Here is a 20934-nt window from a genome sequence, read left to right on the forward strand (position 1 = left end):
GGGATCAGGCTCCCCACGCGAGGATGGCGAAGGTGAGCAGACCAGCCACCCCGAGCAGCATCACGAAGGCATAGTAGTAGAGGAATCCGGACTGGAACTTGGACAGCCAGCCGGCCGATTTCAGCGAGGCCCAGGCGGCGCCGTTGGGACCGAAGCCGTCGATGATCTTCACGTCGAAGATCTTCCAGAAGGCGTCGCCCAGGGCGCGGAAGCCGCGCACGAAGACGAAGTCGTACAACTCGTCGAAGTACCACTTGTTGTAGAGGAAGCGGTAGATCGCGCCGTCCCGCTCGGCCATGCGACGGCCCATGCCCTCGCGCGCCACATAGATCCAGTAGGCGAAGGCCGTGCCGATCAGGGTCAGGATCAGGGGCGACCACTTCACCCAGGTCGGAACCTCGTGGCTTTCGTGCAGCACATGATTGTGCTCGCCGGTGAAGATGGCGCCACGCCAGAACTCATGCTCGTGGTGGCCGATGAAGTGCGGCGCGAAGACGAAGCCCGCCGCCACGGCGCCGACCGACAGCAGGATCAGCGGAACCAGCATGACCCAAGGGCTCTCGTGCGGCTGCAGCGGGCCGTGGTCGTCGTGGGCGTGATCGTCATGCGCGTCATGGGCGTGCGCTTCGGCCGCCGGCTCGGAATGGGTTTCCAGCTGGGCGTGCGAGGCATGGTCGTCCGCATGATGGGCGTCGCCCTCTTCCTTCCACACAGGTCTGTTGTGGAAGGTCATGAAGACCAGGCGCCACGAATAGTAGGCCGTCAGACCGGCGGCGATGATGCCGACGAAGAAGGCGAACAGGCCGACTGCGCTATGGCCGCTGGCGGCCGAGGCGTAAGCGCTCTCAATGATCGAGTCCTTCGAATAGAAGCCGGCAAAGCCGCCGACGCCGGGGATGCCCAGGCCGGTGATGGCGATGGTGCCGATGGTCATGACGGCATAGGTGATCGGCAGCAGCTTCCACAGGCCGCCCATCTTCCGCATGTCCTGCTCGTGGTGCATGCCGTGGATCACCGAACCGGCGCCCAGGAACAGCAGGGCCTTGAAGAAGGCGTGGGTGAACAGGTGGAACATGGCCGCCTGATAGGCGCCGACGCCCGCCGCGAAGAACATGTAGCCCAGCTGCGAACAGGTCGAATAGGCGATGACCCGCTTGATGTCGTTCTGGGTCAGGCCGACCGTGGCGGCGAACAGGGCCGTAATCGCGCCGATGATGGCGATGATCTGCGATGCGCCGGGGGCGTATTCATAGATCGGCGACAGCAGGCAGACCATATAGACGCCGGCGGTCACCATGGTGGCGGCGTGGATCAGGGCCGAAACGGGGGTCGGGCCTTCCATCGCGTCCGGCAGCCAGGTGTGCAGGAAGAACTGGGCCGACTTGCCCATGGCGCCGATGAACAGCAGGAAGCCGGCCAGATCCAGGGCGGACCACTGGACGCCCAGGAACTCCCAGGTCGTGCCCGCCTTGGAGGCGACCAGCGGGAAGAGTTCGGCGAACTCGATCGTGCCGTACATCCAGAAGACGGTCATGATCCCCAGCACGAAGCCGAAGTCGCCGACCCGGTTGACCACGAAGGCCTTGATGGCGGCGGCGCTGGCGGTCGGCTTCTTGTACCAGAAGCCGATCAGCAGATAGGAGGCCAGACCCACGCCTTCCCAGCCGAAGAAGATCTGCATGAAGTCGGCGGCCGTCACCAGCGCCAGCATCATGAAGGTGAAGAGGGACAGATAGGCGAAGAAGCGCGGACGGCTGTCGTCCTCGGCCATATAGCCCCAGGAATAGAGGTGCACGAGCGAGGAGACGCTGGTGACCACGATCAGCATGGTCGCCGACAAGGCGTCGATGCGGATCGACCAGGCCGACTGGAAGTCCCCCACATTGATGAAGGGCGCCAGGCGGATGGTGAAGGGCTCCAGATGGCCCCAGGTCCACTGGCCGAACACCGTCCAGGCGACGGCGCACGAGAAGAACAGCAGGCCCGTGGTGACGGCCTGCGACGGGATATTGCCGATCCGGCGGCCGAACAGGCCGGCGACGGTCGCGCCCAGCAGCGGGGCGAAGATCCCGAGAATGATCAGGGTGTGGAGGTTCACGCTCAGCCCTTCATCACGGAGGCGTCGTCGACGGCGATGTCGCCGCGGTTACGGAAGAAGGTCACCAGAACGGCGAGGCCGACGGCGGCCTCGGCCGCCGCGACGGTCAGGACGAACATGGCCATGATCTGCCCGCTGATGTCGTTCAGATAGGTCGAGAAGGCGACGAAGTTTATGTTCACGGCCAGCAGGATCAGCTCGATCGACATCAGGATGATGATGACGTTCTTGCGGTTCACGAAGATGCCGAAGACCCCGATGGTGAACAGGATCGCCGCCACGCTGAGATAATGGATGAGACCGATGTCCATCAGAGAAGCTCCTCGGGCGAGACGCCCTGCCCGGTCTGCACCGACTTGACCTCCATCGCCTTGGCGGCGGAGCGGTTGACCTGGTCCGAAATGTTCTGGCGCTTGATATGCGGCTTGTGGCGCAGGGTCAGGGTGATGGCGCCGATCATGGCGATCAGCAGCACGATCCCCGCCGCCTGGAAGAAGTAGACATAGTCCGTATAGAGCACCCGGCCGATCGCCTCGACATTGGTCATGTCGGCGCTCGGCGCGCCCGGCGCCGTCAGGCCGGCGGTCGCTCCGCCCTGAACCACGGCGATGGACACCAGGATCATCTCGAACAGCAGCACCGCCGCGACGATGGCCCCGATCGGCAGATAGCGGGCGTAGCCGCCCCGAAGTTTCAGGAAGTCGACGTCCAGCATCATGACGACGAACAGGAACAGCACCGCCACAGCCCCGACGTAGACGACGACCAGCAGCATCGCCAGGAACTCGGCGCCGAGAAGGACGAACAGACCCGCCGAGGAGAAGAAGGCCAGGATCAGGAAGAGAACGCTGTGCACGGGATTGCGCGCGGTCACGACCAGAAGGCCTGACACCACGGCGGTCGCCGCCAGCAGATAGAAGGCTATGCCTTGCAGCATGTCGGGACGAGGCCCCTTTCGTCTCGGTCGTGACCCCGTTTGGGAATCGCCGACCCGTTAGCGTGAGCGCCTTAGCGGTAAGGCGCGTCGAGTTCCAGATTCTTAGCGATATGGCGTTCCCAGCGGTCGCCGTTGTCCAGCAGCCGGGCCTTGTCGTACAGCAGCTCCTCGCGCGTTTCGACGGTGAACTCCGAGTTCGGGCCCTCGACGATGGCGTCCACCGGGCAGGCCTCCTGGCACAGCCCGCAGTAGATGCATTTGACCATGTCGATGTCGTAGCGGGTCGTGCGGCGGCTGCCGTCGGCGCGGGGCTCGGCCTCGATGGTGATGGCCTGGGCCGGGCAGATGGCCTCGCACAGTTTGCAGGCGATGCAGCGCTCTTCACCGTTCGGATAGCGGCGCAGGGCGTGTTCGCCGCGGAAGCGAGGCGATTGCGGGTTCCGCTCGAACGGATAGTTCACGGTCGCCTTGGGGCGGGCCATGTATTTGAGGGTCAGGCCGATGGCGCCGATGGCGTCGAGCATCATCGCGCCCTTGGCGGCCTGGGCGATACGGGTGAACATCACGAGCGATCCTCTGGCGCCGGGGCGCCGTTGGTTGAAGTCTGGGCCGGGGCGACGGCCTGGGTCTTGGTCGGGGTCTGGGCTGGAACCTGGCTTTGGGCGGCGCGCCATTCGCGCTCGATCCGCTCCTGGCGTTGCTGCCACTGATAGCCGGATTCAGGCATCCGGGTGTCGGGCGCGCAGGCCGTCATCACGGGCGCGAGGACCAGCAGCGGGAGGATCAGACGGGTCATGCTCCGACCCTCCGCAGCACGTCCTTGCAGTCCATCGTCTTATAGCGGGGATCGTCGCGGTTCATCATCCGGCACAGATTGACCGTCTCGCCGTCACGGCGCGCTCCGTCCTCGCGCCGCTCCAGCGACGCGGCGGGATCGGTCGGCGCCGGTGCGGGAATGGGCGCGAAGGTGCAGGCGGCGAGCCCCCCCGACGCGGCCATGGCCAGGATGACGGCGCGCGAGACCATCTAGGCCCCCACCGCGAAGACGCGCCAGGCGGCAGTGACCACCACGGCGACCAGAGAGGCGGGCAGGAAGATCTTCCAGCCCAGCCGCATCAGCTGATCATAGCGGAAGCGAGGCACGAAGGCCTTCACCAGGGCGATGGCCAGGAACCAGAAGACCGTCTTGGTGACGAAGGTCAGCAGATAGATCGTATAGGCGATCCAGGCCGGCAGGTCGTCCAGCGTCTCCTGCGACAGGAAGCCGGGGTTCCAGCCGCCGAAGAAGAGGATGGTCATCATCGCCGACATGAAGACGATGTTGACGTACTCGCCCATCATGAAGAGCAGATAGGTGGTCGAGCTGTATTCGACCTGATAGCCGGCCACCAGTTCCGACTCCGCTTCGGGCAGGTCAAACGGCGGGCGGTTGGTTTCCGCCAGGGCCGAGACGAAGAAGACGATCGACATGGGGAACAGGATCACGATCAGGGGCCAGGTGCCCTGCCCGCCGCCGAAGGCGTACCAGTTCCAGAAATAGCCGCTCTGGCCTTCCACGATCTGCGACAGGTTCATGGTGCCGGCCAGCAGGATCACATTGATGATGATCAGGCCCAGCGAGACCTCATAGGACACCATCTGGGCCGCCGAACGCAGCGATCCCAGGAACGGATACTTCGAGTTCGAAGCCCAGCCGCCCATGATGATGCCGTACACGCCCAGCGAGGACACGGCGAAGATATACAGGATGCCGACGTTCAGGTCCGACACCACCCAGCCCGGCGCGAAGGGGATCACCGCCCAAGCCATGAAGGCCAGGACGACGGTGATGATCGGCGCCAGGATGAAGACCGCCTTGTCCGCGCCGGAGGGGATGACCACCTCCTTCAGCACGAATTTGATCATGTCCGCGAAGGACTGCAGCAGGCCGAAGGGGCCGACGACGTTCGGCCCTTTGCGCATCTGCACCGAGGCCCAGACCTTGCGGTCGGCCAGCAGCAGGAAGGCGACGGCGACCAGGACGCCGACGGTGATCAGCAGGATCTGACCGAGGGTGATCAGCGTCCAGCCGCCGGGCGTGGCCCAAAAGGAGGTAGCAGCGTCCATGACTTACTCCGCCGCCATCGCGACCGGGGCGATCCGCAGGGCGGACAGTTCGGCCATGGTCGCACTGGCGCGCGCGATCGGGTTGGAAAGATAGGGATCGGCGACGATCGAGGTGAAGGCCCGGTCACCCAGGTCGCCCTTGACGCCCAGTTTCGACGGGTCAAAGGCGGCCGGCGTCGGCAGATAGTCGATCCGGCCGAAGGTCGGATGATCGGCCATCAGCTTGGCGCGCAGCTGGTCCAGGGTGTCGTACGGCAGGGTCTGGTCGACGCGGGCGGACAGGGCGCGGATGATCGCCCAGTCTTCCTTGGCCTCGCCCTTGGGGAAGACGACGCGTTCGGCCATCTGCACCCGGCCCTCGGTGTTCACATACAGGCCCGACTTCTCGGTATAGGCCGCGCCCGGCAGGATGACGTCGGCGCCGTGCGCGCCGCGGTCGCCGTGGCTGCCCAGATAGACGCGGAAGGCGTTCGAACCGGTCGGATCGACCTCGTCGGCGCCCAGCAGGAACAGCACGTCCAGCGCGCCCGGCTTCAGCATCTCCGCTGCCGTCAAGCCGCCCTCGGCCGGCACGAAGCCCATGTCCAGGCCGGCCACGCGCGCTGCGGCGTGGTGCAGGACGTTGAAGCCGTTCCAGCTGTCGGTCACGACCCCGACCTTCTTGGCCAGGGCGCCCAGGGCGTTAAGGACGGCGGCGCCGCCCTCCCCGTTCAGCGCGCCGGAGCCGACGATGATCGCCGGCCGCTCGGCCTTGGCCAGGAAGTCCATCGCCGACTTGGGCAGCTTGGCCAGGGTCTTCGACCCGGCGCCCAGATAGGCGTAGTCGAAGGTCAGATCGGCCTGTTCGCCGATGACGCCGATCTCGACCCCGCCCTTGATCCAGCTCTTGCGCAGACGGGCGTTCAGCAGGGGCGCCTCGACGCGCGGGTTGGCGCCCACGATCAGGATGGCGTCCGCCTTTTCAATGCCTTCCAGGCCGGAGTTGAACAGCCAGCCCTCGCGCGGGCCATAGCCCAGGGCGGTGCCGTCCTGGCGGCAGTCGGTGTTCTTGGAGCCCAGGGCGCGGAACAGGTCCAGGGTCGCCTTCATCGACTCGGCGTCCTGAAGGTCGCCGGCGATGACGCCGATGCGGTCGGCCGAGGCGGCCTTCAGGTTGGCGGCGACGGCGTCCAGCGCCTCGTTCCAGGTGGCGGCGCGCAGCTTGCCGTTCTCGCGGATCCAGGGGCGGTCCAGGCGGCGCGCGGTCAGGCCATCGACGACATAGCGGCTCTTGTCCGACAGCCACTCCTCGTTGATCCCCTCGTTCACGCGCGGCAGGACCCGCATGACCTCGGAGCCGCGGTAATCGGCGCGAATGTTCGAGCCCAGGCCGTCCATGACGTCGATGGTCTCGGTCTTCTTCAGTTCCCACGGACGATAGTGGTATTGCCAGGGCCGGTGGGTCAGGGCGCCGACCGGGCACAGGTCGTTGACATTGCCCGACAGCTCCGAGGCGACCGACTTCTCGAGATAGGTGGTGATCTCGGCGTCCTCGCCGCGCGAGATCATGCCGATGTCCGGCACGCCCGCGACCTCAGTGATGAAGCGAACGCAACGGGTGCACTGAATGCACCGCGTCATGAAGGTCTTGATCGTCGGCCCCATGTTCTTTTCTTCGACCGCGCGCTTGTTCTCGGCATAGCGAGAACCGTCGCGGCCATAGGCCATGGACTGGTCCTGCAGGTCGCACTCGCCGCCCTGGTCGCAGATCGGGCAGTCCAGCGGGTGGTTGATGAGCAGGAACTCCATCACGCCTTCGCGGGCCTTCTTCACCATCGGGGTGTCGGTGAAGATCTCCTGGCCGTCGGCGGCCGGAAGCGCGCACGAAGCCTGGGGCTTGGGCGGTCCGGGCTTCACCTCGACCAGGCACATGCGGCAGTTGCCGGCGATGGACAGGCGTTCATGGTAGCAGAAGCGCGGGATTTCCTGCCCCGCGCGCTCGGCGACCTGGAGCACGGTCATGCCGGGCTCGAACTCAACTTCGACGCCGTTGACCTTGGCGACTGGCATCAGCGGGCCTCTTCTTCAGCAGGAACGGCCAATTCGGCCTGTTCCGTCGTCCCATCCGGGAGGGTCTGGGTGATGGTGATCGTCTCGCCGTCCATGACGTAGCGGACCACCGGATCGTCCGACTGGTTCATCCAGCGCACGAAGGTTGGATCGGGCAGATCGAGCGGTTTCCACACGATCAGGTCTTTCTCGACGCGGCAGTCAGCGCGCATCCGGCCGCCGTCGACCGGCGCGCGCCAAGAGGCGTGCACCACCTCGCCCTCCACGCCGTCGATGGCGACGGCGCCGGGTTGCTGCCCGTGAATGGCGGCGAGGCCGGCGCGACAGACCCGGCGCAGATCGGCGGGCGTCAGGACCGCCGGCGCCGTCTTCACGGCGTCGGACGGCTTGGCCGCAGCCGCGACCTTTTCCGCAGGCGTGGGCGCAGCCTCGCGCTCGCCGCAAGCGGCGAGAGCCAAGGCTCCGATCACGAGGGCGGACAAGCGGCGCATTCCTACTCCGCCGCGATCGCATGGCCGGCGAAGTTCGCGCGGCGGCTGCGGTAGTTGGCGATACGCTCTTCGATCTCGTGACGGAAGTGACGGATCAGGCCCTGAACCGGCCAGGCCGCCGCGTCGCCCAGGGCGCAGATGGTGTGGCCCTCGACCTGACCGGCGACGTCCAGCAGCAGGTCGATTTCCGACGGATCAGCCTCGCCCACGGCCATACGCTCCAGCACGCGCCACATCCAGCCGGTGCCCTCGCGGCACGGCGTGCACTGGCCGCAGCTCTCATGCTTGAAGAAATAGCTGATGCGGGCGATCGCCTTCACGATGTCGGTGGACTCGTCCATCACGGTCACGCCGGCGGTGCCCAACGACGAGCGAACCTCGCGCATGGAGTCGAAGTCCATCAGCACGGTTTCCGCCTGTTCGCGCGTGATGACCGGGCAGGAGGCGCCGCCGGGGATGATGGCCTTCAGACTGCCCCAGCCGCCGCGAACGCCGCCGCCGTGCTCTTCGATCAGCTGACGCAGCGGGATCGACATGGTCTCTTCGACGACGCAGGGCGTGTTCACATGGCCCGACAGCGACATCAGCTTGGTGCCGGTGTTGTTCGGACGGCCGAAGCCGGCGAACCAGTCCGCGCCGCGACGCAGGATGGTGCCGACGACGGCGATCGACTCGACGTTGTTCACCGTGGTCGGGCAGCCGTACAGGCCCGCGCCAGCAGGGAACGGCGGCTTCAGACGGGGCTGGCCCTTCTTGCCTTCGAGGGATTCCAGCAGGGCGGTCTCTTCACCGCAGATATAGGCGCCGCCGCCGTGGTGGATATAGACGTCGAAGTCCCAGCCGTGGACGTTGTCCTTGCCGATCAGCCTGGCCTCATAGGCCTGTTTGACCGCCGCCTCCATCCGCTCGCGCTCGAGCACATATTCGCCGCGCAGATAGATGTAGCAGGCGTGGGCCTGCATGGCGAAGCTGGCGATCAGGCAGCCTTCGATCAGCAGATGCGGATCGTGGCGCATGATCTCGCGGTCCTTGCAGGTCGCGGGCTCGGATTCGTCGGCGTTGACGACCAGGTAGTGAGGGCGATCCTTCACTTCCTTGGGCATGAAGGACCACTTCAGACCGGTCGAGAAGCCGGCGCCGCCACGGCCGCGCAGGCCGGACGCCTTGACGTTGTTGATGATCCAGTCGCGGCCAAGGTCCAGCATGTCCTTGGTGGCGTTCCAGGCGCCGCGGCTCTTGGCTCCGTCCAGCGTCCAATCATGGAAGCCGTACAGGTTGGTGAAGATGCGGTCCTTGTCTTCGAGAATGCCGACCATCAGGCTGCTCCTGCGTCTACGCCGACGGGGGGGACCGAGAGCGGACTGGCGTTCGAGGCCGAGATCGCGCTGGCCGGGCGGCGGCTGACGCGGTTCAGGGCTGGGTTTGTTACGCGGTTCGGAAGCATCAGCAGGACCGGGTGAAGGCGTAGAGGGAGCGGTCGCGGGGACGACCGAAGGGGATGTGGGCGGAGTTTGCGTCGATACGGACCCAGCGCTCAGCGACAGACTGGCCGCGCCGGCCAGGTTGACCAGCAATCGACCTGTCCCGGCGGGGCTCCACCCGCCTCGGCCGCGCTTGGGCGCGCGGCGCCCTGCCCGCTTCTGATCCGTCGACATGGCGCCCCCCGGCACGCTGCATCGAGTTCAGGAAACCACAGTAGATCGACGCACTCATGACGAAGCGCCTTCCAGCTCGCGCATACGGCGTCGGTGATGCCGGGTGCGGCTGTAGACGGCGCCGATGACGCAGGCCCAGCCCAGGCCCAGCATGACGTAGGAGGCCGTATAGGCCCAGTCGCCCAGGCCGGGCGTGCCCTGCCGGGTGAACAGGATCAGCATGGCGGCGCCGACCACGAGCGCGAGTCCGCCCGCGCGCAGGGGGCGCGCGACCTGGCGCAGCTCCTTGCGGTATGCGGCGCGGCCTTCGTCGCTGTCGAGGTCAGGGGCAGGCATCAGGCCGGAGCCTTCTCGACCGGCGCGGGATCGCTGTTGGGCAGTTTCTTGATCGGCTTGGCGGCCGAGCCGTCATACAGCTTCGGGTCCAGCAGGGTCTTGGCCCCGCCGGCCGGCGCTGCATTGTGGCGACCGATGTAGGAGCCCGGCTTGGGCGCCTTGCCCGCCGCGAAATCGTCGATGACCTGGGCCATGGTCTCGGGCGTCAGGTCTTCGTAATAGTAGTCGTTGATCTGTGCCATGGGCGCGTTGGAACAGGCGCCCAGGCATTCGACCTCCTGCCAGGTGAAGCGGCCGTCGGCGGACAGATGGTCCTTGGGACCGATCTTCTCCTTGCAGACCTTCATCAGCTCATTGGCGCCGCGCAGCATGCACGGTGTGGTGCCGCACACCTGGATCAGGGCGGTCTTGCCGACCGGCTCCAGCATGAACATGGTGTAGAAGGTCGCGACCTCCATCACCCGGATGAAGGGCATGCCCAGCAGTTCGCCGACCGCGCGAATGGCGGGTTCTGAGACCCAGCCTTCCTGCTTCTGCACCAGCCACAGGATCGGGATCACCGCCGACTGGCGACGGTTTTCCGGATACTTCTTGATCCACCATTCGGCCTTGGCCTGGGTGTCCTTCGAAAAGGCGAACGAGGCCGGCTGTTCCTTGGCGAGACGACGAACGCTCATCGGTCCACTTCTCCGAAAACGATGTCGAGCGAGCCCAGGATGGCGGAGACGTCGGCCAGCTGGTGGCCGCGGTTCATCCAGTCCATCGCCTGCAGGTGACGGAAGCCCGGCGCCGAGATCTTGACGCGATAGGGTTTGTTGGTGCCGTCCGACACCAGATAGATGCCGAACTCGCCCTTGGGCGCCTCGACGGCCGCATAGACCTCGCCTTCCGGCGTCTTGAAGCCTTCGGTGTACAGCTTGAAGTGATGGATCAGGGATTCCATCGACCGCTTCATCTCGCCGCGACGCGGCGGAACGATCTTGTTGTCCTCGACCATCACCGGCTCGCCGGGGCAGTTGCGCAGCTTATGGATACACTGCTCCATGATGCGCACCGACTGCTTCATCTCCTCGATGCGGCAGAGGTAGCGGTCCCAGCAGTCGCCGTTCTTGCCGACCGGAATGTCGAACTCCATCTCGGCGTAGCACTCGTAGGGCTGCGACTTGCGTAGGTCCCAGGCGATGTCCGAGCCGCGCAGCATCACGCCCGAGAAGCCCCAGGCCAGGGCCTGTTCCTTGGACACCACGCCGATATCGACATTGCGCTGCTTGAAGATGCGGTTTTCGGTGACCAGGCTCTCGATGTCGGCCAGGGCCTTGGGGAACTCCAGGCACCAGCGACCGATGTCGTCGATCAGGTCCATCGGCAGGTCCTGATGGACGCCGCCGGGGCGGAAGTAGTTGGCGTGGAGACGCGCCCCGCTGGCGCGCTCGTAGAAGACCATCAGCTTCTCGCGCTCTTCGTGACCCCAGAGCGGGGGCGTCAGGGCGCCGACGTCCATGGCCTGCATGGTCGCGTTCAGCAGGTGGTTCCCGATCCGGCCGATCTCCGAATAGAGGACGCGGATCAGCTGAGCCCGGTACGGAACCTCGATGCCCAGCAGCTTCTCGATGGCCAGGCAGAAGGCGTGCTCCTGGTTCATCGGCGCCACATAGTCGAGCCGGTCCAGATAGGGCACGTTCTGCAGATAGGTGCGGGCCTCCATCAGCTTTTCGGTGCCGCGATGCAGCAGGCCGATATGCGGATCGACGCGCTCGACGATCTCGCCGTCCAGCTCCAGCACCAGACGCAGCACGCCGTGCGCGGCCGGGTGCTGCGGGCCGAAGTTGATGGTGAACTTGCGGTCGTCCATGTCGCGGGCATGGTCGGTCCGGTGATCCATCGGCATGTCTTCGAAGGGATCTCCGCCGCCGCCGCTGTTCGCGGACGCAGGGATACGGGCGCCGTCAGCCATCAGCCCTTCACTCCAGCCTTTTCGTCGCCGGGCAGGACGGGCGCCGGATAGTCGGCGCCTTCCCATGGCGACAGGAAGTCGAACGTGCGGAATTCCTGCGTCAGCTTGACGGGTTCATAGACGACCCGCTTCTGCTCTTCGTCGTAACGGACCTCGACATAGCCCGTCATGGGGAAGTCCTTGCGCAGCGGATGCCCCTCGAACCCGTAGTCGGTCAGCAGGCGCCGCATGTCGGGATGGCCTGCGAAGATCATCCCGTACATGTCGTAGGCTTCACGCTCGAACCAGCCGGCGGACGGATAGACGTGGCAGACGGTCGGGACCGGCTGGACCTCGTCGGTGGCGACCTTGACCCGGATGCGGGCGTTCCGCGTCAGGGACAGCAGGTGATAGACCACCTCGAACCGCTCTTCGCGATCCGGATAGTCGGCGCCGCAGACGTCCAGCAGTTGCTGGAACCCGAACCGGTCGCGCAGGGCGGTCATCACCTCGACGATGTGTTCGCGCGGCGCGACCAGGGTCAGTTCGCCAAAGGCGACCTGGGCCTCGACGCCCCAGCCGTCGCCGGCGAGCGCCCCGACCAGCTCGGCGCCCATCGGCGTCAAGACGGCCTCGAACTGAGCTTGAACGGCCAGCGAGCTCATCGGTCGATGGTCCCCGTGCGGCGAATCTTCTTCTGCAGCTGCAGCAGGCCGTACAGCAGGGCCTCGGCCGTCGGCGGGCAGCCGGGCACATAGACGTCCACCGGCACCACGCGGTCGCAGCCGCGCACGACGCTGTAGCTGTAGTGATAATAGCCGCCGCCGTTGGCGCAGCTGCCCATCGACACGACGTAGCGGGGATTGGGCATCTGGTCATAGACCTTGCGAATGGCCGGAGCCATCTTGTTGGTCAGGGTGCCGGCGACGATCATCAGGTCCGAATGGCGCGGACTGCCGCGCGGGGCCATGCCGAAGCGTTCCACGTCGAAGCGCGGCATCGACATCTGGATCATCTCGACGGCGCAGCAGGCCAGGCCGAAGGTCATCCACATCAGCGAGCCGGTGCGGGCCCAGGTGATGACGTCGTCCAGCGAGGCGGTCAGGAAGCCGCGCTCGCCCAGTTCGGTGTTCACCGCCTCGAAGAACTTGTCATGGACCTTGGGGTCATAGCCCTCGACCGTCGACCGGGCGGCCGAGTTGGCGGGAACCATTGCGCCGGGAAGCGGCGACGAAGGCGCGATCACTCCCATTCCAGGGCTCCCTTCTTCCATTCATAGATGAAGCCGATGGTCAGGACGCCCAGGAAGACCATCATCGACCAGAAGGCGAAGATCATGCCCGCCTGCGACAGGTCGAACATCGACACGGCCCAGGGGAAGAGGAAGGCCACTTCCAGGTCGAAGATGATGAACAGGATGGACACCAGATAGAAGCGGACGTCGAACTTCATCCGCGCGTCGTCAAAGGCGTTGAACCCGCACTCATAGGCGGACAGCTTCTCGGCGTCCGGATTTTTCGGCGCCAGCAGCAGCGGCAGGGCGATGAAAAGCACGCCGATGAAGGCGGCCACGCCGGCGAAGATCAGCACCGGCAGATATTCGAGCAGAAATGCGTTCATTCAAAGAACCTCGGCCGCCGGGGAGAGGCGGGATTCGGGGCTTCTTAGACCCAACGTCGGCGCGGTTCAAACCCCTGTGACGACGGGTTTTTTGTTGCGAATCGGTCGCAGGTTTTCGGGCTATATGTCGCAGGTGGGGCGCTTGCCGTCTTCGGCGGCGCGCGGCCCTACTGACGGCCTGATTTCGCACCCGAAAGTCCAACGATGAATCCAGCCGCGCGCCTTCTGAACACGGTCGAGAGGATCGGAAATCGTCTGCCCGATCCAGTCTTTCTCTTCCTCTGGCTGGTCGGCGGTCTGATTCTGCTCAGCATGATCGGCGCGGCCCTGGGCTGGTCGGCGGTGAATCCGGTGACGGGCGATCGGCTGGCGGCCCAGAGCCTGCTGTCGCCCGAAAACCTGGAGCGGCTGATCATAGGCATGCCGCGCACCCTGGCGGACTTCCCGCCGTTGGGGATCGTCGTCACCATAATCTACGGGGCTTCGGTGGCGGAAAGGGCGGGCCTGTTCGCCACGGCGATTCGCGGCGCCCTGCTGAATGCGCCGCGGGCGATCCTGACCCCGATCGTGGTTGTGACGGGCATGGTCTCCCACCATGCGTCGGACGCCTCCTATGTCGTGGTCATCCCCCTGGCGGCGGTCATCTTCGCTGCGGCGGGTCGGCACCCCCTGGCGGGTCTGGCCGCCGGGTTTGCGGCCGTGTCGGGCGGCTATGCCGGAAATCTGTTTCCCGGCGCCAGCGACGCCTTGATCCTGGGGATCACTGAGCCGGCGGCCCACCTGATCGACCCCTCCTATTCGGTGAACATCGCCGGCAACTGGTTCTTCATCATCGGGGTCGTCCTGGTCTTCACCCCCATCGTCTGGTTCCTGACGGACCGGGTGATCGAGCCGCGCCTGGGGCCGTGGGCGCCGTCGGCGGACGCCGCCGCTCCCGCCGCCTCCGAGAAACAGCCCCTGACCGCCGATGAGAAGCGCGGCCTGGCCTGGGCCGGACTGGCCCTGATGGGGATGATCGCCCTCTGGGCCCTGATCACCCTCCTGCCCGGCTCGCCCTTCGTCGATCCGGCGGCCGAGCCCGAACAGAGGTTCAATCCCCTGTACCGTTCGCTGGTGGCCTTCTTCGCCGTGACCTTCTTCCTGACCGGCGCCGCCTATGGCGCCGGTTCGCGGTCAATCCAGTCGCATCGGGACCTGGTCCGCATGATGCGCGACGGCATCGCCCAGCTGGCGCCCTATATCGTGCTGGCCTTCTTCGCTGCCCATTTCGTAGCCATGTTCAACTGGTCGGGGCTGGGACCGATCCTGGCGGTCAACGCCGCCGCCGAACTGAAAAGCCTGGCCCTGCCCGCCCCCCTGCTGCTGATCTGCGTGGTCTTCGTCTCCTGCTTCTTCGACCTGTTCATCGGTTCGGCCTCGGCCAAATGGTCCGCCCTGGCTCCGATCGTGGTGCCGATGTTCATGCTGTTGGGGATTTCGCCCGAGATGACGACCGCCGCCTATCGGATGGGCGATTCGGTCACCAACATCGCCACGCCGCTGATGAGCTACTTCCCCCTGATCCTGACCTTCGCCCAGCGCTGGGATCCGCGCTTCGGCCTGGGGTCTCTGATGGCGACCATGCTGCCCTATGCAGGGGCATTTCTGGTCGCCGGCCTGATCATGGTGGCGGCCTGGGTCACGCTGGACCTGCCGCTTGGGCCGGGCGTCGGCGTCTATTACGAACCGCCCGCCCCCGCCGTCGCCGCCCAGGAGCCTGCTGCAGGCGGTCTGGCGGGTCCGCACACCCCGCCCCAACCGGCGGCGGTCCCTTCGCCCACAGCCCCGTCGCGCTGAGGCCCGTCTTATCGAAAAAGGTCGCTTGACGCGCTGTGTAAGCCCGCCTAAACGACGCCCCTCGCCGGGGCGCACAGCCGCTTCGGTCGGGAAACGCGGGTGTAGCTCAGTTGGTTAGAGTGCCGGCCTGTCACGCCGGAGGTCGCGGGTTCGAGCCCCGTCACTCGCGCCACTCTCTCTAGAAATAGATGGAGTGGCGCACACCGCCTTCCCACACAGTTTTCGAAACAACTCTAAAGTTTCGACCCAGGTACGCGGGTGTAGCTCAGTTGGTTAGAGTGCCGGCCTGTCACGCCGGAGGTCGCGGGTTCGAGCCCCGTCACTCGCGCCACTTCTTCTGTAACGAGGAAGCGGCGCGCCGCCCCGCAAGCGCGCAAATCCCCTATTTCTTGGAAAAACATCATCCCCTTCCGGGGTATGATCGGCGCTGACCGCAATACCGTCCCCGGAGACGGGCGGCGCCCGCTTCGGATCAGTGGACGGCGAACGCCGCCTCGGGCTGAACGAAGGCGGCCTCTCCGGTCAGCTCTCCATAGACCATGCACAGGTCTTCAAAGACGCGGTTCCAGGCGAACCGGCTGACCGCCTTTTCGCGGGCGGCGCGGCCGATGGCCTCGATGTCGCGGGCGAACAAGGCCTCGATCGCCTGGGCGTAGTCGTCGGCCTCGGCGCTGGCGGCCAGCTGGCCCACGGTCGAATCGACCGTCTCGGCCACGCCCCCGGCGTTTACCCCCACCACGGGCCGACCGCAGGCCATGGCCTCCAGCACGATCAGACCGAAGGGCTCCTTGTCATTGGCGTGAACGAAGGCGTCGCAGCTGGCGATGATCTTGGCCACCGCCCGCGGGTCCTTCTCATAAGGCAGGGAGATCACCCGGTCCTCGGCGGGCATGCCCGAACCGGCGCCGACCAGGACCAGATGATAAGGGGCGCCCAGCTTTTGGACCGCCTCGATCAGAACATCGACGTTCTTCTCCTTGGCGGGACGGCCGGCAAAACACAGAAGGCGTGCGTCCGGGCCGAGGCCCAGTTCCTTCAGCAGCCAGGACCGATCGCGGCGGTCGGGCCGGAAGGTGTCGACCTCGACGCCCAGCGGACGAATGACGATATTGTCCACCCCCGCCTCCTCAAGCCGCCGCGCGATGAAGCGGCTGGGCGAGACGACGCGGTCGAACTGGGAGAACAGACGGGCCCAGCGCTTTTCGACGGGCTTCTTGGCCCACTCGCCGAAATGAAGCGCCGCCAGGCCGGCTGGGTCCGAATGGCAGAAGCCGACGACGGGACAGCCGACCCTCTGGCCGGCCTCCAGGGCGCCCTGTCCCGGCGTATAGGGGTCGCCCGCCTCAATGATCGACGGCTTCATGGCCGCGACCCAGGCGCTCCAGCGCTTGACCGAACTGGGCCAACGATAGCCGTCTCCGAACGGCAGTCGCGTGGCGCGCAGCTGAACGATCCCGTCCGCCCGCGCCCTGTGTCGGGCGCCCGGCACGATGAGGGAATGGCTGACCCCCGGCCGATTGGCCTCGATCCACGCCTTCTTCGACAGCAGGTATCGCTTCACGCCGCCGGACCGGGGCGCGTACAGCATGGTGGTGTCCAACAGCCGCGGCCGCTCGTCCTGCGACGCCTGTTTCAACGCCCTCAAGGTGTCCGCCACCTCCACGTCCAGTCCGGGAATCAGACGAAGTTCGCTTTCGTGGACGTCGAGATCAGTCAGGGTCATTCGGGGGTTCTCGTCAGGTCTGCGCTCGCAAACGCCGAAAGGCGCGGAATGGATGCCTCATCCTCAGAGGCGGTTGACCATGATCTTCGCCCCTAGACCCGGCTGCGGCAAAGCTCAATAGGGAGCGAGAAAAACCCTCCGAACCCCGCCCATCACGACTGAAAATCAGGACCTTGGCCCGACCACCCCGCCCTTTCGGCGCCGCAGCAGATGGAGCGCGGCCTTGCATTCGCCTCAAATTCGATAAAGTTGGGGAAGGCTGGCCCGGACCCTGCTAAAGGGTCGCCTGCATCGTGATCGCGTGACCACCAGGGGTTTTCTTCCGAATGCGTATTCTGCTCGCGACCGCCGTGGCGATCGCCCCCTTGATGGCCGTAAGCGGCGCTCAGGCCGAGGTCGTCGTCTCGACCGCCCGGACCACCCCGATCCGCACGGCGAACGCCACCGGAACGGCGGCGGATAACGTCCGTCTGGCCAGCGGCGGCTCGGTCGCCGTCAACTCGGGCGCGGCCGTGACGCTGGATTCCAGCAACCCCGTCGATCTGGACAGCGGTAGTTCCATCACCATGGACAAGGCCGCCGACGGCGCCACCGGCATCCTGGTCAACGGCGGCAACACCGGGTCGGTCACGGTCGGCGGGGCGATTAACATCACCGACAGCCAGGAAACGGCTGACATCAAGGACACAGACGGCGACGGCGATCTGGACGGCCCCTTCGCCACGGGAACCGGCCGCTATGGCGTGCGGGTGACCGGGGCATCGCCCTTCACCGGCAACGTCCTGGTCGAATCCAGCGGCTCCATTACGGTCGAAGGCAATAATTCCTACGGGCTCGGCGTCGAATCGGCGGTGAACGGCAAGGTTCAGAGCCTGGGCACCATCCGGGTCGTGGGCGACAACACGGCGGGCGTCCGCACCACGGCTCCGGTCTCGGGCAATGTGGATCTAGCGGGCTCCATCTCGGCCACCGGCGCGGGCGCGACCGGGGTCTCGGTCGAAGGCGCCGTGGGCGGCGCTCTGAAGATCCATTCCACCATCGCCACCACCGGCTATCGCTACACCACCCCGCCTCCGGCGCGCCCCTCCACCGGAACGTTCGACAACGCCACCACCCTGTTCCTGGATGAGTTGGACGCCGATGACCTGCTTCAGGGCGGACCGGCCGTGCGCGTCGGCGCCGATGTCGCGGGCGGCGTCCTGCTGGACAAGGCCCTGGCCTATTCGGCCGCCGGCATCGACGGCGACGACGACAAGGACGGCGTCAAGAACGGCGACGAGGACGACGACGGCGACGGCGTCAAGAACCGCGATGATCTGGACCGCGACGGCGACGGCGTGCCCGACGCCAGCGAGACAACGGCCGCCCTCACCTCTCTGGGCGCCGCGCCGGCCCTGCTGATCGGCTCCACCGCCAACACTGTGAACTTGGGCGCGGTGGGAACGGGCGACGCCGCCTATGGCCTGATCAACCGGGGCGCCATCACCGGATCGGGCGTCTATTCCGGCGTTCAGGGACGCGGGCTTCAGCTCGGCGTGGACGGCGGACAGGCCGTGACGATTGCGGGCGGCGTGCGCAACGAAGGCTCGATCGCCGCCTCGGCCGTCGACGCCAACGCCACCGCCATCCAGGTCGGTTCCGGCGTCTCCGCCCCCGCCTTGGTCAACACCGGGACCATCCAGGCCGTCGTGGCCGGCAAGGGAACCGAGGTCGCCACGGGCGTTCTGATCGGCGCCGGCGCGAACGTCGGCAGCCTGACCAACACCGGCACCCTGATCGCCTCCTACGGCGGCGACGATGGTTCGGCGACCGTGATCCGCGATCAGTCGGGCTCCCTGACCCAGCTGAACAATGCGGGCGTGATCGCCGGCTCCCTGACCGCCAGCTCCAGCAGTCTGGCGGACGTCTCCGGCACGGTCACGGCCATCGACCTGTCGGCCAACACCAGCGGCGTCACCCTGCGCCAGTACGGTATTCCCGCCGCGGCCGACAGCACTGCGACAGACACCGACAAGGACGGAGTGCCGGACGCCAGCGAGCCCCAGATCGTGGGCGCAATCAAGCTCGGCTCGGGCGCCGACACCTTCAATGTCGAGAACGGCACGGTCGTCGGGGACGTCGCCTTCGGCGCCGGCGCGGACCGGCTGGCGATCAGCGGCGGCGCCGTGGTGCAGGGCGCGATAACCGACAGCGACGGCGCCTTGGACATCAACGTCTCCAAGGGCACGCTGAACGCGACCCAGACGACCGCCACCAACATCTCCAGCCTGAACGTGGGGGCTGACGGCGTCCTGATCACGACCCTGGACCCCAAGGCGGATCGCGCCGGCGGCTTCAACGTCAGCGGCGCCGCAACCCTGGCCACGGGCGCCCAGCTGGGCGTGCGCTTCTCTTCCCTGCTGGAGGGGCCGGAACGGTTCGACATCATCAAGGCCGGCACGCTCAACGTCGGTCAAATCGACAAACAGCTGCTCGCCGAGAACTCGCCGTATCTCTACGTCGTCGAAGCGGGCGTCGATCAGGGCGCCAACAGCCTCTATATCGACGCACGGCGGCGCACCGCCCAGGAGGCCGGGCTGATCCCGGTCGAGGCCTCGGCCTATGACGCCGTCTACGCCGCCCTGGGCGCCAATGAGACGGTTCGCAACCTGTTCCTGTCCCAGACGGGCCGCGACGGCTTCATCGACGCCTATGAGCAGATGCTGCCGGACCATTCGGGCGGCCCGCTGATGTCGCTGTCGGCCGGGGTGGACGCGGTGACCCGCGCCCTGACCGGTCGCAACGCCTCCGCCGCGCCCGGCGAGACCAGCGCCTGGCTGCAGGAGATCAACTTCTACGCAGACAAGGACAAGACCGACTCCTACGGCTTCCGTTCTGAAGGATTCGGCGTGGCCGGCGGCGTCGAGAAGGGCTCTAGCCTGGGCGCTTTCGGCGTGACGGCGGCCTTCACCTCCTCGGACATCAAGGATCCGGAAGCGGAGGCCGAAGAGGTCCTGTCCGCCAATCTTCTGGAGCTGGGCCTCTATTGGCGCGCCCAGGGTCAGTACTGGACCACCTGGGCTCGGGCGGCCGGCGGCTACGCCAGCTTCAGCGCCGACCGCTCGCTGGTCGCCGGCGGCGTCTATCTGAACAATACCTCCGACTGGCACGGCTGGACCGCCGCCGCCGCCGGGGGCGCCTCCTATGAGCGCAACTACGGCCGGCTGAACGTCCGTCCCGAAATCTACGCTGAATACTTCCGCCTGTCGGAAGACGCCCGATCCGAAAAGGGCGGCGGCGACGGCTTCGATCTGGACATCGATTCCCGCGACAGCCACATCTTCTCGGCAGTGGCGGCGATGAACGTCGGCTACGGCTTCGGCCGCGACGGCTGGATCCGCCCCGAACTGCGGATCGGTTATCGCCAGAACCTGTCGGTCGACGCCGGGGAGACCATCGCCCGCTTCGCCAGCGGCGGGCCGGACTTCATCCTGTCGCCGGACGCCGTCGAGGGCGGCGGCCTGCTGCTGGGCTTCCGCATGAACCTGGGCAACGAGCTGGGCATGCTGTCCCTGACGGGCGACGCCGAGCTGCTGGAGGACTATGTCCGCTATTCGCTGCTGCTGCGGGCCAGCTTCCGGTTCTGATCGGAGCCTCAGACCCAATGCGAAAGGCCGCCGGAGCGATCCGGCGGCCTTTTTGATTGGTAGGCGGCGACGGGCTCGAACCGCCGACCCTCTCGGTGTAAACGAGATGCTCTTCCAGCTGAGCTAGCCGCCCTTGAAACCAGAGCGGGGCTTATGCCCTCTGGGCGTCAGGCGTTCAAGGCGCTTTTCAGGCCTTCGCCGGCGCGGAAGCGGGCGGTGCGGGAGGCGGCCCGCGCTATGGCCTGGCCGGTTTGAGGATTGCGCGCCACCCCCGCCTTGCGCTCGATCGTGGTGAAGCTGCCGAAGCCGATCAGCTTGACGTCGTGACCGTGAGACAGGGCCTCGACAACACCGTCGGTGAAGGCCTCCAGCGCCGCCTTGGCCTGGTCCCGACTGATGTTCGCCGCCGTCGCCATGCGACCGATGAGTTCCGCTTTCGTCATCGTCATCCCTCCAAACGGTCAGTAAACGTCCGATAGGCGCTCGCGTCAAAAGCGAAAACGCCGCCGACGGGCTGTCGGCGG

20 protein-coding genes and 3 tRNA genes are annotated in these 20934 nt (G+C 66.4%); 4 read left to right on the plus strand and 19 right to left on the minus strand.

What is annotated here, in order from left to right; genetic code table 11:
• Window positions 1–4 precede the first annotated feature (4 nt).
• The 16 genes from nuoL to GGQ93_RS06140 all read right to left on the minus strand — a co-directional run bounded on the left by nuoL (window position 5) and on the right by GGQ93_RS06140 (window position 13225).
• Window positions 5–2098 (minus strand): NADH-quinone oxidoreductase subunit L, encoded by a 2094-nt coding sequence (nuoL, locus tag GGQ93_RS06065; protein WP_183215766.1) that lies wholly within the window; start codon window positions 2096–2098, stop codon window positions 5–7.
• Between the two features lie 2 nt (window positions 2099–2100).
• The gene (gene nuoK / locus GGQ93_RS06070; protein ID WP_166620544.1) at window positions 2101–2409 is read right to left on the minus strand and encodes an NADH-quinone oxidoreductase subunit NuoK; all 309 of its coding nucleotides are present in this window, start codon (window positions 2407–2409) and stop codon (window positions 2101–2103) included.
• Window positions 2409–3035 (minus strand): NADH-quinone oxidoreductase subunit J, encoded by a 627-nt coding sequence (locus GGQ93_RS06075; protein WP_183215768.1) that lies wholly within the window; start codon window positions 3033–3035, stop codon window positions 2409–2411. The genes nuoK and GGQ93_RS06075 overlap by 1 nt, the downstream gene beginning before the upstream one ends.
• 71 nt (window positions 3036–3106) lie before the next feature.
• The gene (gene nuoI, locus GGQ93_RS06080) at window positions 3107–3598 is read right to left on the minus strand and encodes an NADH-quinone oxidoreductase subunit NuoI (protein WP_054765538.1); all 492 of its coding nucleotides are present in this window, start codon (window positions 3596–3598) and stop codon (window positions 3107–3109) included.
• Entirely contained in the window at window positions 3598–3831 is a 234-nt protein-coding gene (locus GGQ93_RS06085; protein WP_183215770.1) for a hypothetical protein, read from the minus strand. The genes nuoI and GGQ93_RS06085 overlap by 1 nt, the downstream gene beginning before the upstream one ends.
• Window positions 3828–4061, minus strand: a complete 234-nt coding sequence (locus tag GGQ93_RS06090; RefSeq protein ID WP_183215773.1) for a hypothetical protein — start codon at window positions 4059–4061, stop codon at window positions 3828–3830. The genes GGQ93_RS06085 and GGQ93_RS06090 overlap by 4 nt, the downstream gene beginning before the upstream one ends.
• Window positions 4062–5141, minus strand: coding sequence for an NADH-quinone oxidoreductase subunit NuoH (gene nuoH / locus GGQ93_RS06095; protein WP_054765535.1), 1080 nt, complete (start codon window positions 5139–5141; stop codon window positions 4062–4064).
• A 3-nt stretch (window positions 5142–5144) separates the two neighbouring features.
• Window positions 5145–7190 carry an NADH-quinone oxidoreductase subunit NuoG gene (gene nuoG, locus GGQ93_RS06100; RefSeq protein ID WP_183215775.1) on the minus strand — a complete coding sequence of 682 codons (2046 nt, stop codon included), beginning with the start codon at window positions 7188–7190 and terminating at the stop codon, window positions 5145–5147.
• Window positions 7190–7681, minus strand: a complete 492-nt coding sequence (locus GGQ93_RS06105) for a hypothetical protein (protein WP_054765533.1) — start codon at window positions 7679–7681, stop codon at window positions 7190–7192. The genes nuoG and GGQ93_RS06105 overlap by 1 nt, the downstream gene beginning before the upstream one ends.
• A gap of 2 nt (window positions 7682–7683) precedes the next feature.
• Window positions 7684–8997 carry an NADH-quinone oxidoreductase subunit NuoF gene (nuoF, locus tag GGQ93_RS06110; protein WP_183215777.1) on the minus strand — a complete coding sequence of 438 codons (1314 nt, stop codon included), beginning with the start codon at window positions 8995–8997 and terminating at the stop codon, window positions 7684–7686.
• A 393-nt stretch (window positions 8998–9390) separates the two neighbouring features.
• Window positions 9391–9672 (minus strand): hypothetical protein, encoded by a 282-nt coding sequence (locus GGQ93_RS06115; protein ID WP_183215779.1) that lies wholly within the window; start codon window positions 9670–9672, stop codon window positions 9391–9393.
• Window positions 9672–10349: an NADH-quinone oxidoreductase subunit NuoE gene (gene nuoE / locus GGQ93_RS06120; RefSeq protein WP_054765530.1), complete on the minus strand. Its 678-nt coding sequence runs from the start codon at window positions 10347–10349 to the stop codon at window positions 9672–9674. The genes GGQ93_RS06115 and nuoE overlap by 1 nt, the downstream gene beginning before the upstream one ends.
• On the minus strand, window positions 10346–11560 hold the full coding sequence (locus tag GGQ93_RS06125) for an NADH-quinone oxidoreductase subunit D (RefSeq protein WP_054766920.1): 1215 nt from the start codon (window positions 11558–11560) through the stop codon (window positions 10346–10348). Before GGQ93_RS06125 ends, nuoE begins: the two co-directional genes overlap by 4 nt.
• A 65-nt stretch (window positions 11561–11625) precedes the next feature.
• Entirely contained in the window at window positions 11626–12270 is a 645-nt protein-coding gene (locus GGQ93_RS06130) for an NADH-quinone oxidoreductase subunit C (RefSeq protein WP_183215781.1), read from the minus strand.
• Window positions 12267–12878 carry a NuoB/complex I 20 kDa subunit family protein gene (locus GGQ93_RS06135; protein WP_183215783.1) on the minus strand — a complete coding sequence of 204 codons (612 nt, stop codon included), beginning with the start codon at window positions 12876–12878 and terminating at the stop codon, window positions 12267–12269. Before GGQ93_RS06135 ends, GGQ93_RS06130 begins: the two co-directional genes overlap by 4 nt.
• Window positions 12848–13225 (minus strand): NADH-quinone oxidoreductase subunit A, encoded by a 378-nt coding sequence (locus GGQ93_RS06140; protein ID WP_054765527.1) that lies wholly within the window; start codon window positions 13223–13225, stop codon window positions 12848–12850. Before GGQ93_RS06140 ends, GGQ93_RS06135 begins: the two co-directional genes overlap by 31 nt.
• Window positions 13226–13429: 204 nt before the next feature.
• On the opposite strand from GGQ93_RS06140, the gene GGQ93_RS06145 reads away from it, so the two are divergent.
• From GGQ93_RS06145 to GGQ93_RS06155, 3 genes are all read left to right on the plus strand, one after another.
• Window positions 13430–15061 (plus strand): AbgT family transporter, encoded by a 1632-nt coding sequence (locus GGQ93_RS06145; RefSeq protein WP_182713805.1) that lies wholly within the window; start codon window positions 13430–13432, stop codon window positions 15059–15061.
• 95 nt (window positions 15062–15156) lie between these two features.
• Window positions 15157–15233: transfer RNA gene (locus GGQ93_RS06150), tRNA-Asp, on the plus strand.
• 82 nt (window positions 15234–15315) lie between these two features.
• Window positions 15316–15392, plus strand: a tRNA-Asp gene (locus GGQ93_RS06155).
• 141 nt (window positions 15393–15533) lie between these two features.
• On the opposite strand, the gene GGQ93_RS06160 is transcribed toward GGQ93_RS06155, so the two are convergent.
• Entirely contained in the window at window positions 15534–16784 is a 1251-nt protein-coding gene (locus GGQ93_RS06160) for a glycosyltransferase (RefSeq protein WP_183215786.1), read from the minus strand.
• A gap of 326 nt (window positions 16785–17110) precedes the next feature.
• Here GGQ93_RS06160 and GGQ93_RS06165 point away from each other — a divergent pair, with 326 nt between their 5' ends.
• Window positions 17111–20410, plus strand: coding sequence for an autotransporter domain-containing protein (locus GGQ93_RS06165; protein ID WP_183215788.1), 3300 nt, complete (start codon window positions 17111–17113; stop codon window positions 20408–20410).
• Window positions 20411–20467: 57 nt separating this feature from the next.
• Here GGQ93_RS06165 and GGQ93_RS06170 read toward each other — a convergent pair.
• Window positions 20468–20543, minus strand: a tRNA-Val gene (locus tag GGQ93_RS06170).
• 34 nt (window positions 20544–20577) lie between these two features.
• Entirely contained in the window at window positions 20578–20853 is a 276-nt protein-coding gene (locus tag GGQ93_RS06175) for an HU family DNA-binding protein (RefSeq protein ID WP_054766918.1), read from the minus strand.
• Between the last annotated feature and the right edge of the window lie 81 nt (window positions 20854–20934).

The sequence above is a fragment of the Brevundimonas aurantiaca genome, from assembly GCF_014199955.1.
Lineage (GTDB): Bacteria > Pseudomonadota > Alphaproteobacteria > Caulobacterales > Caulobacteraceae > Brevundimonas > Brevundimonas aurantiaca.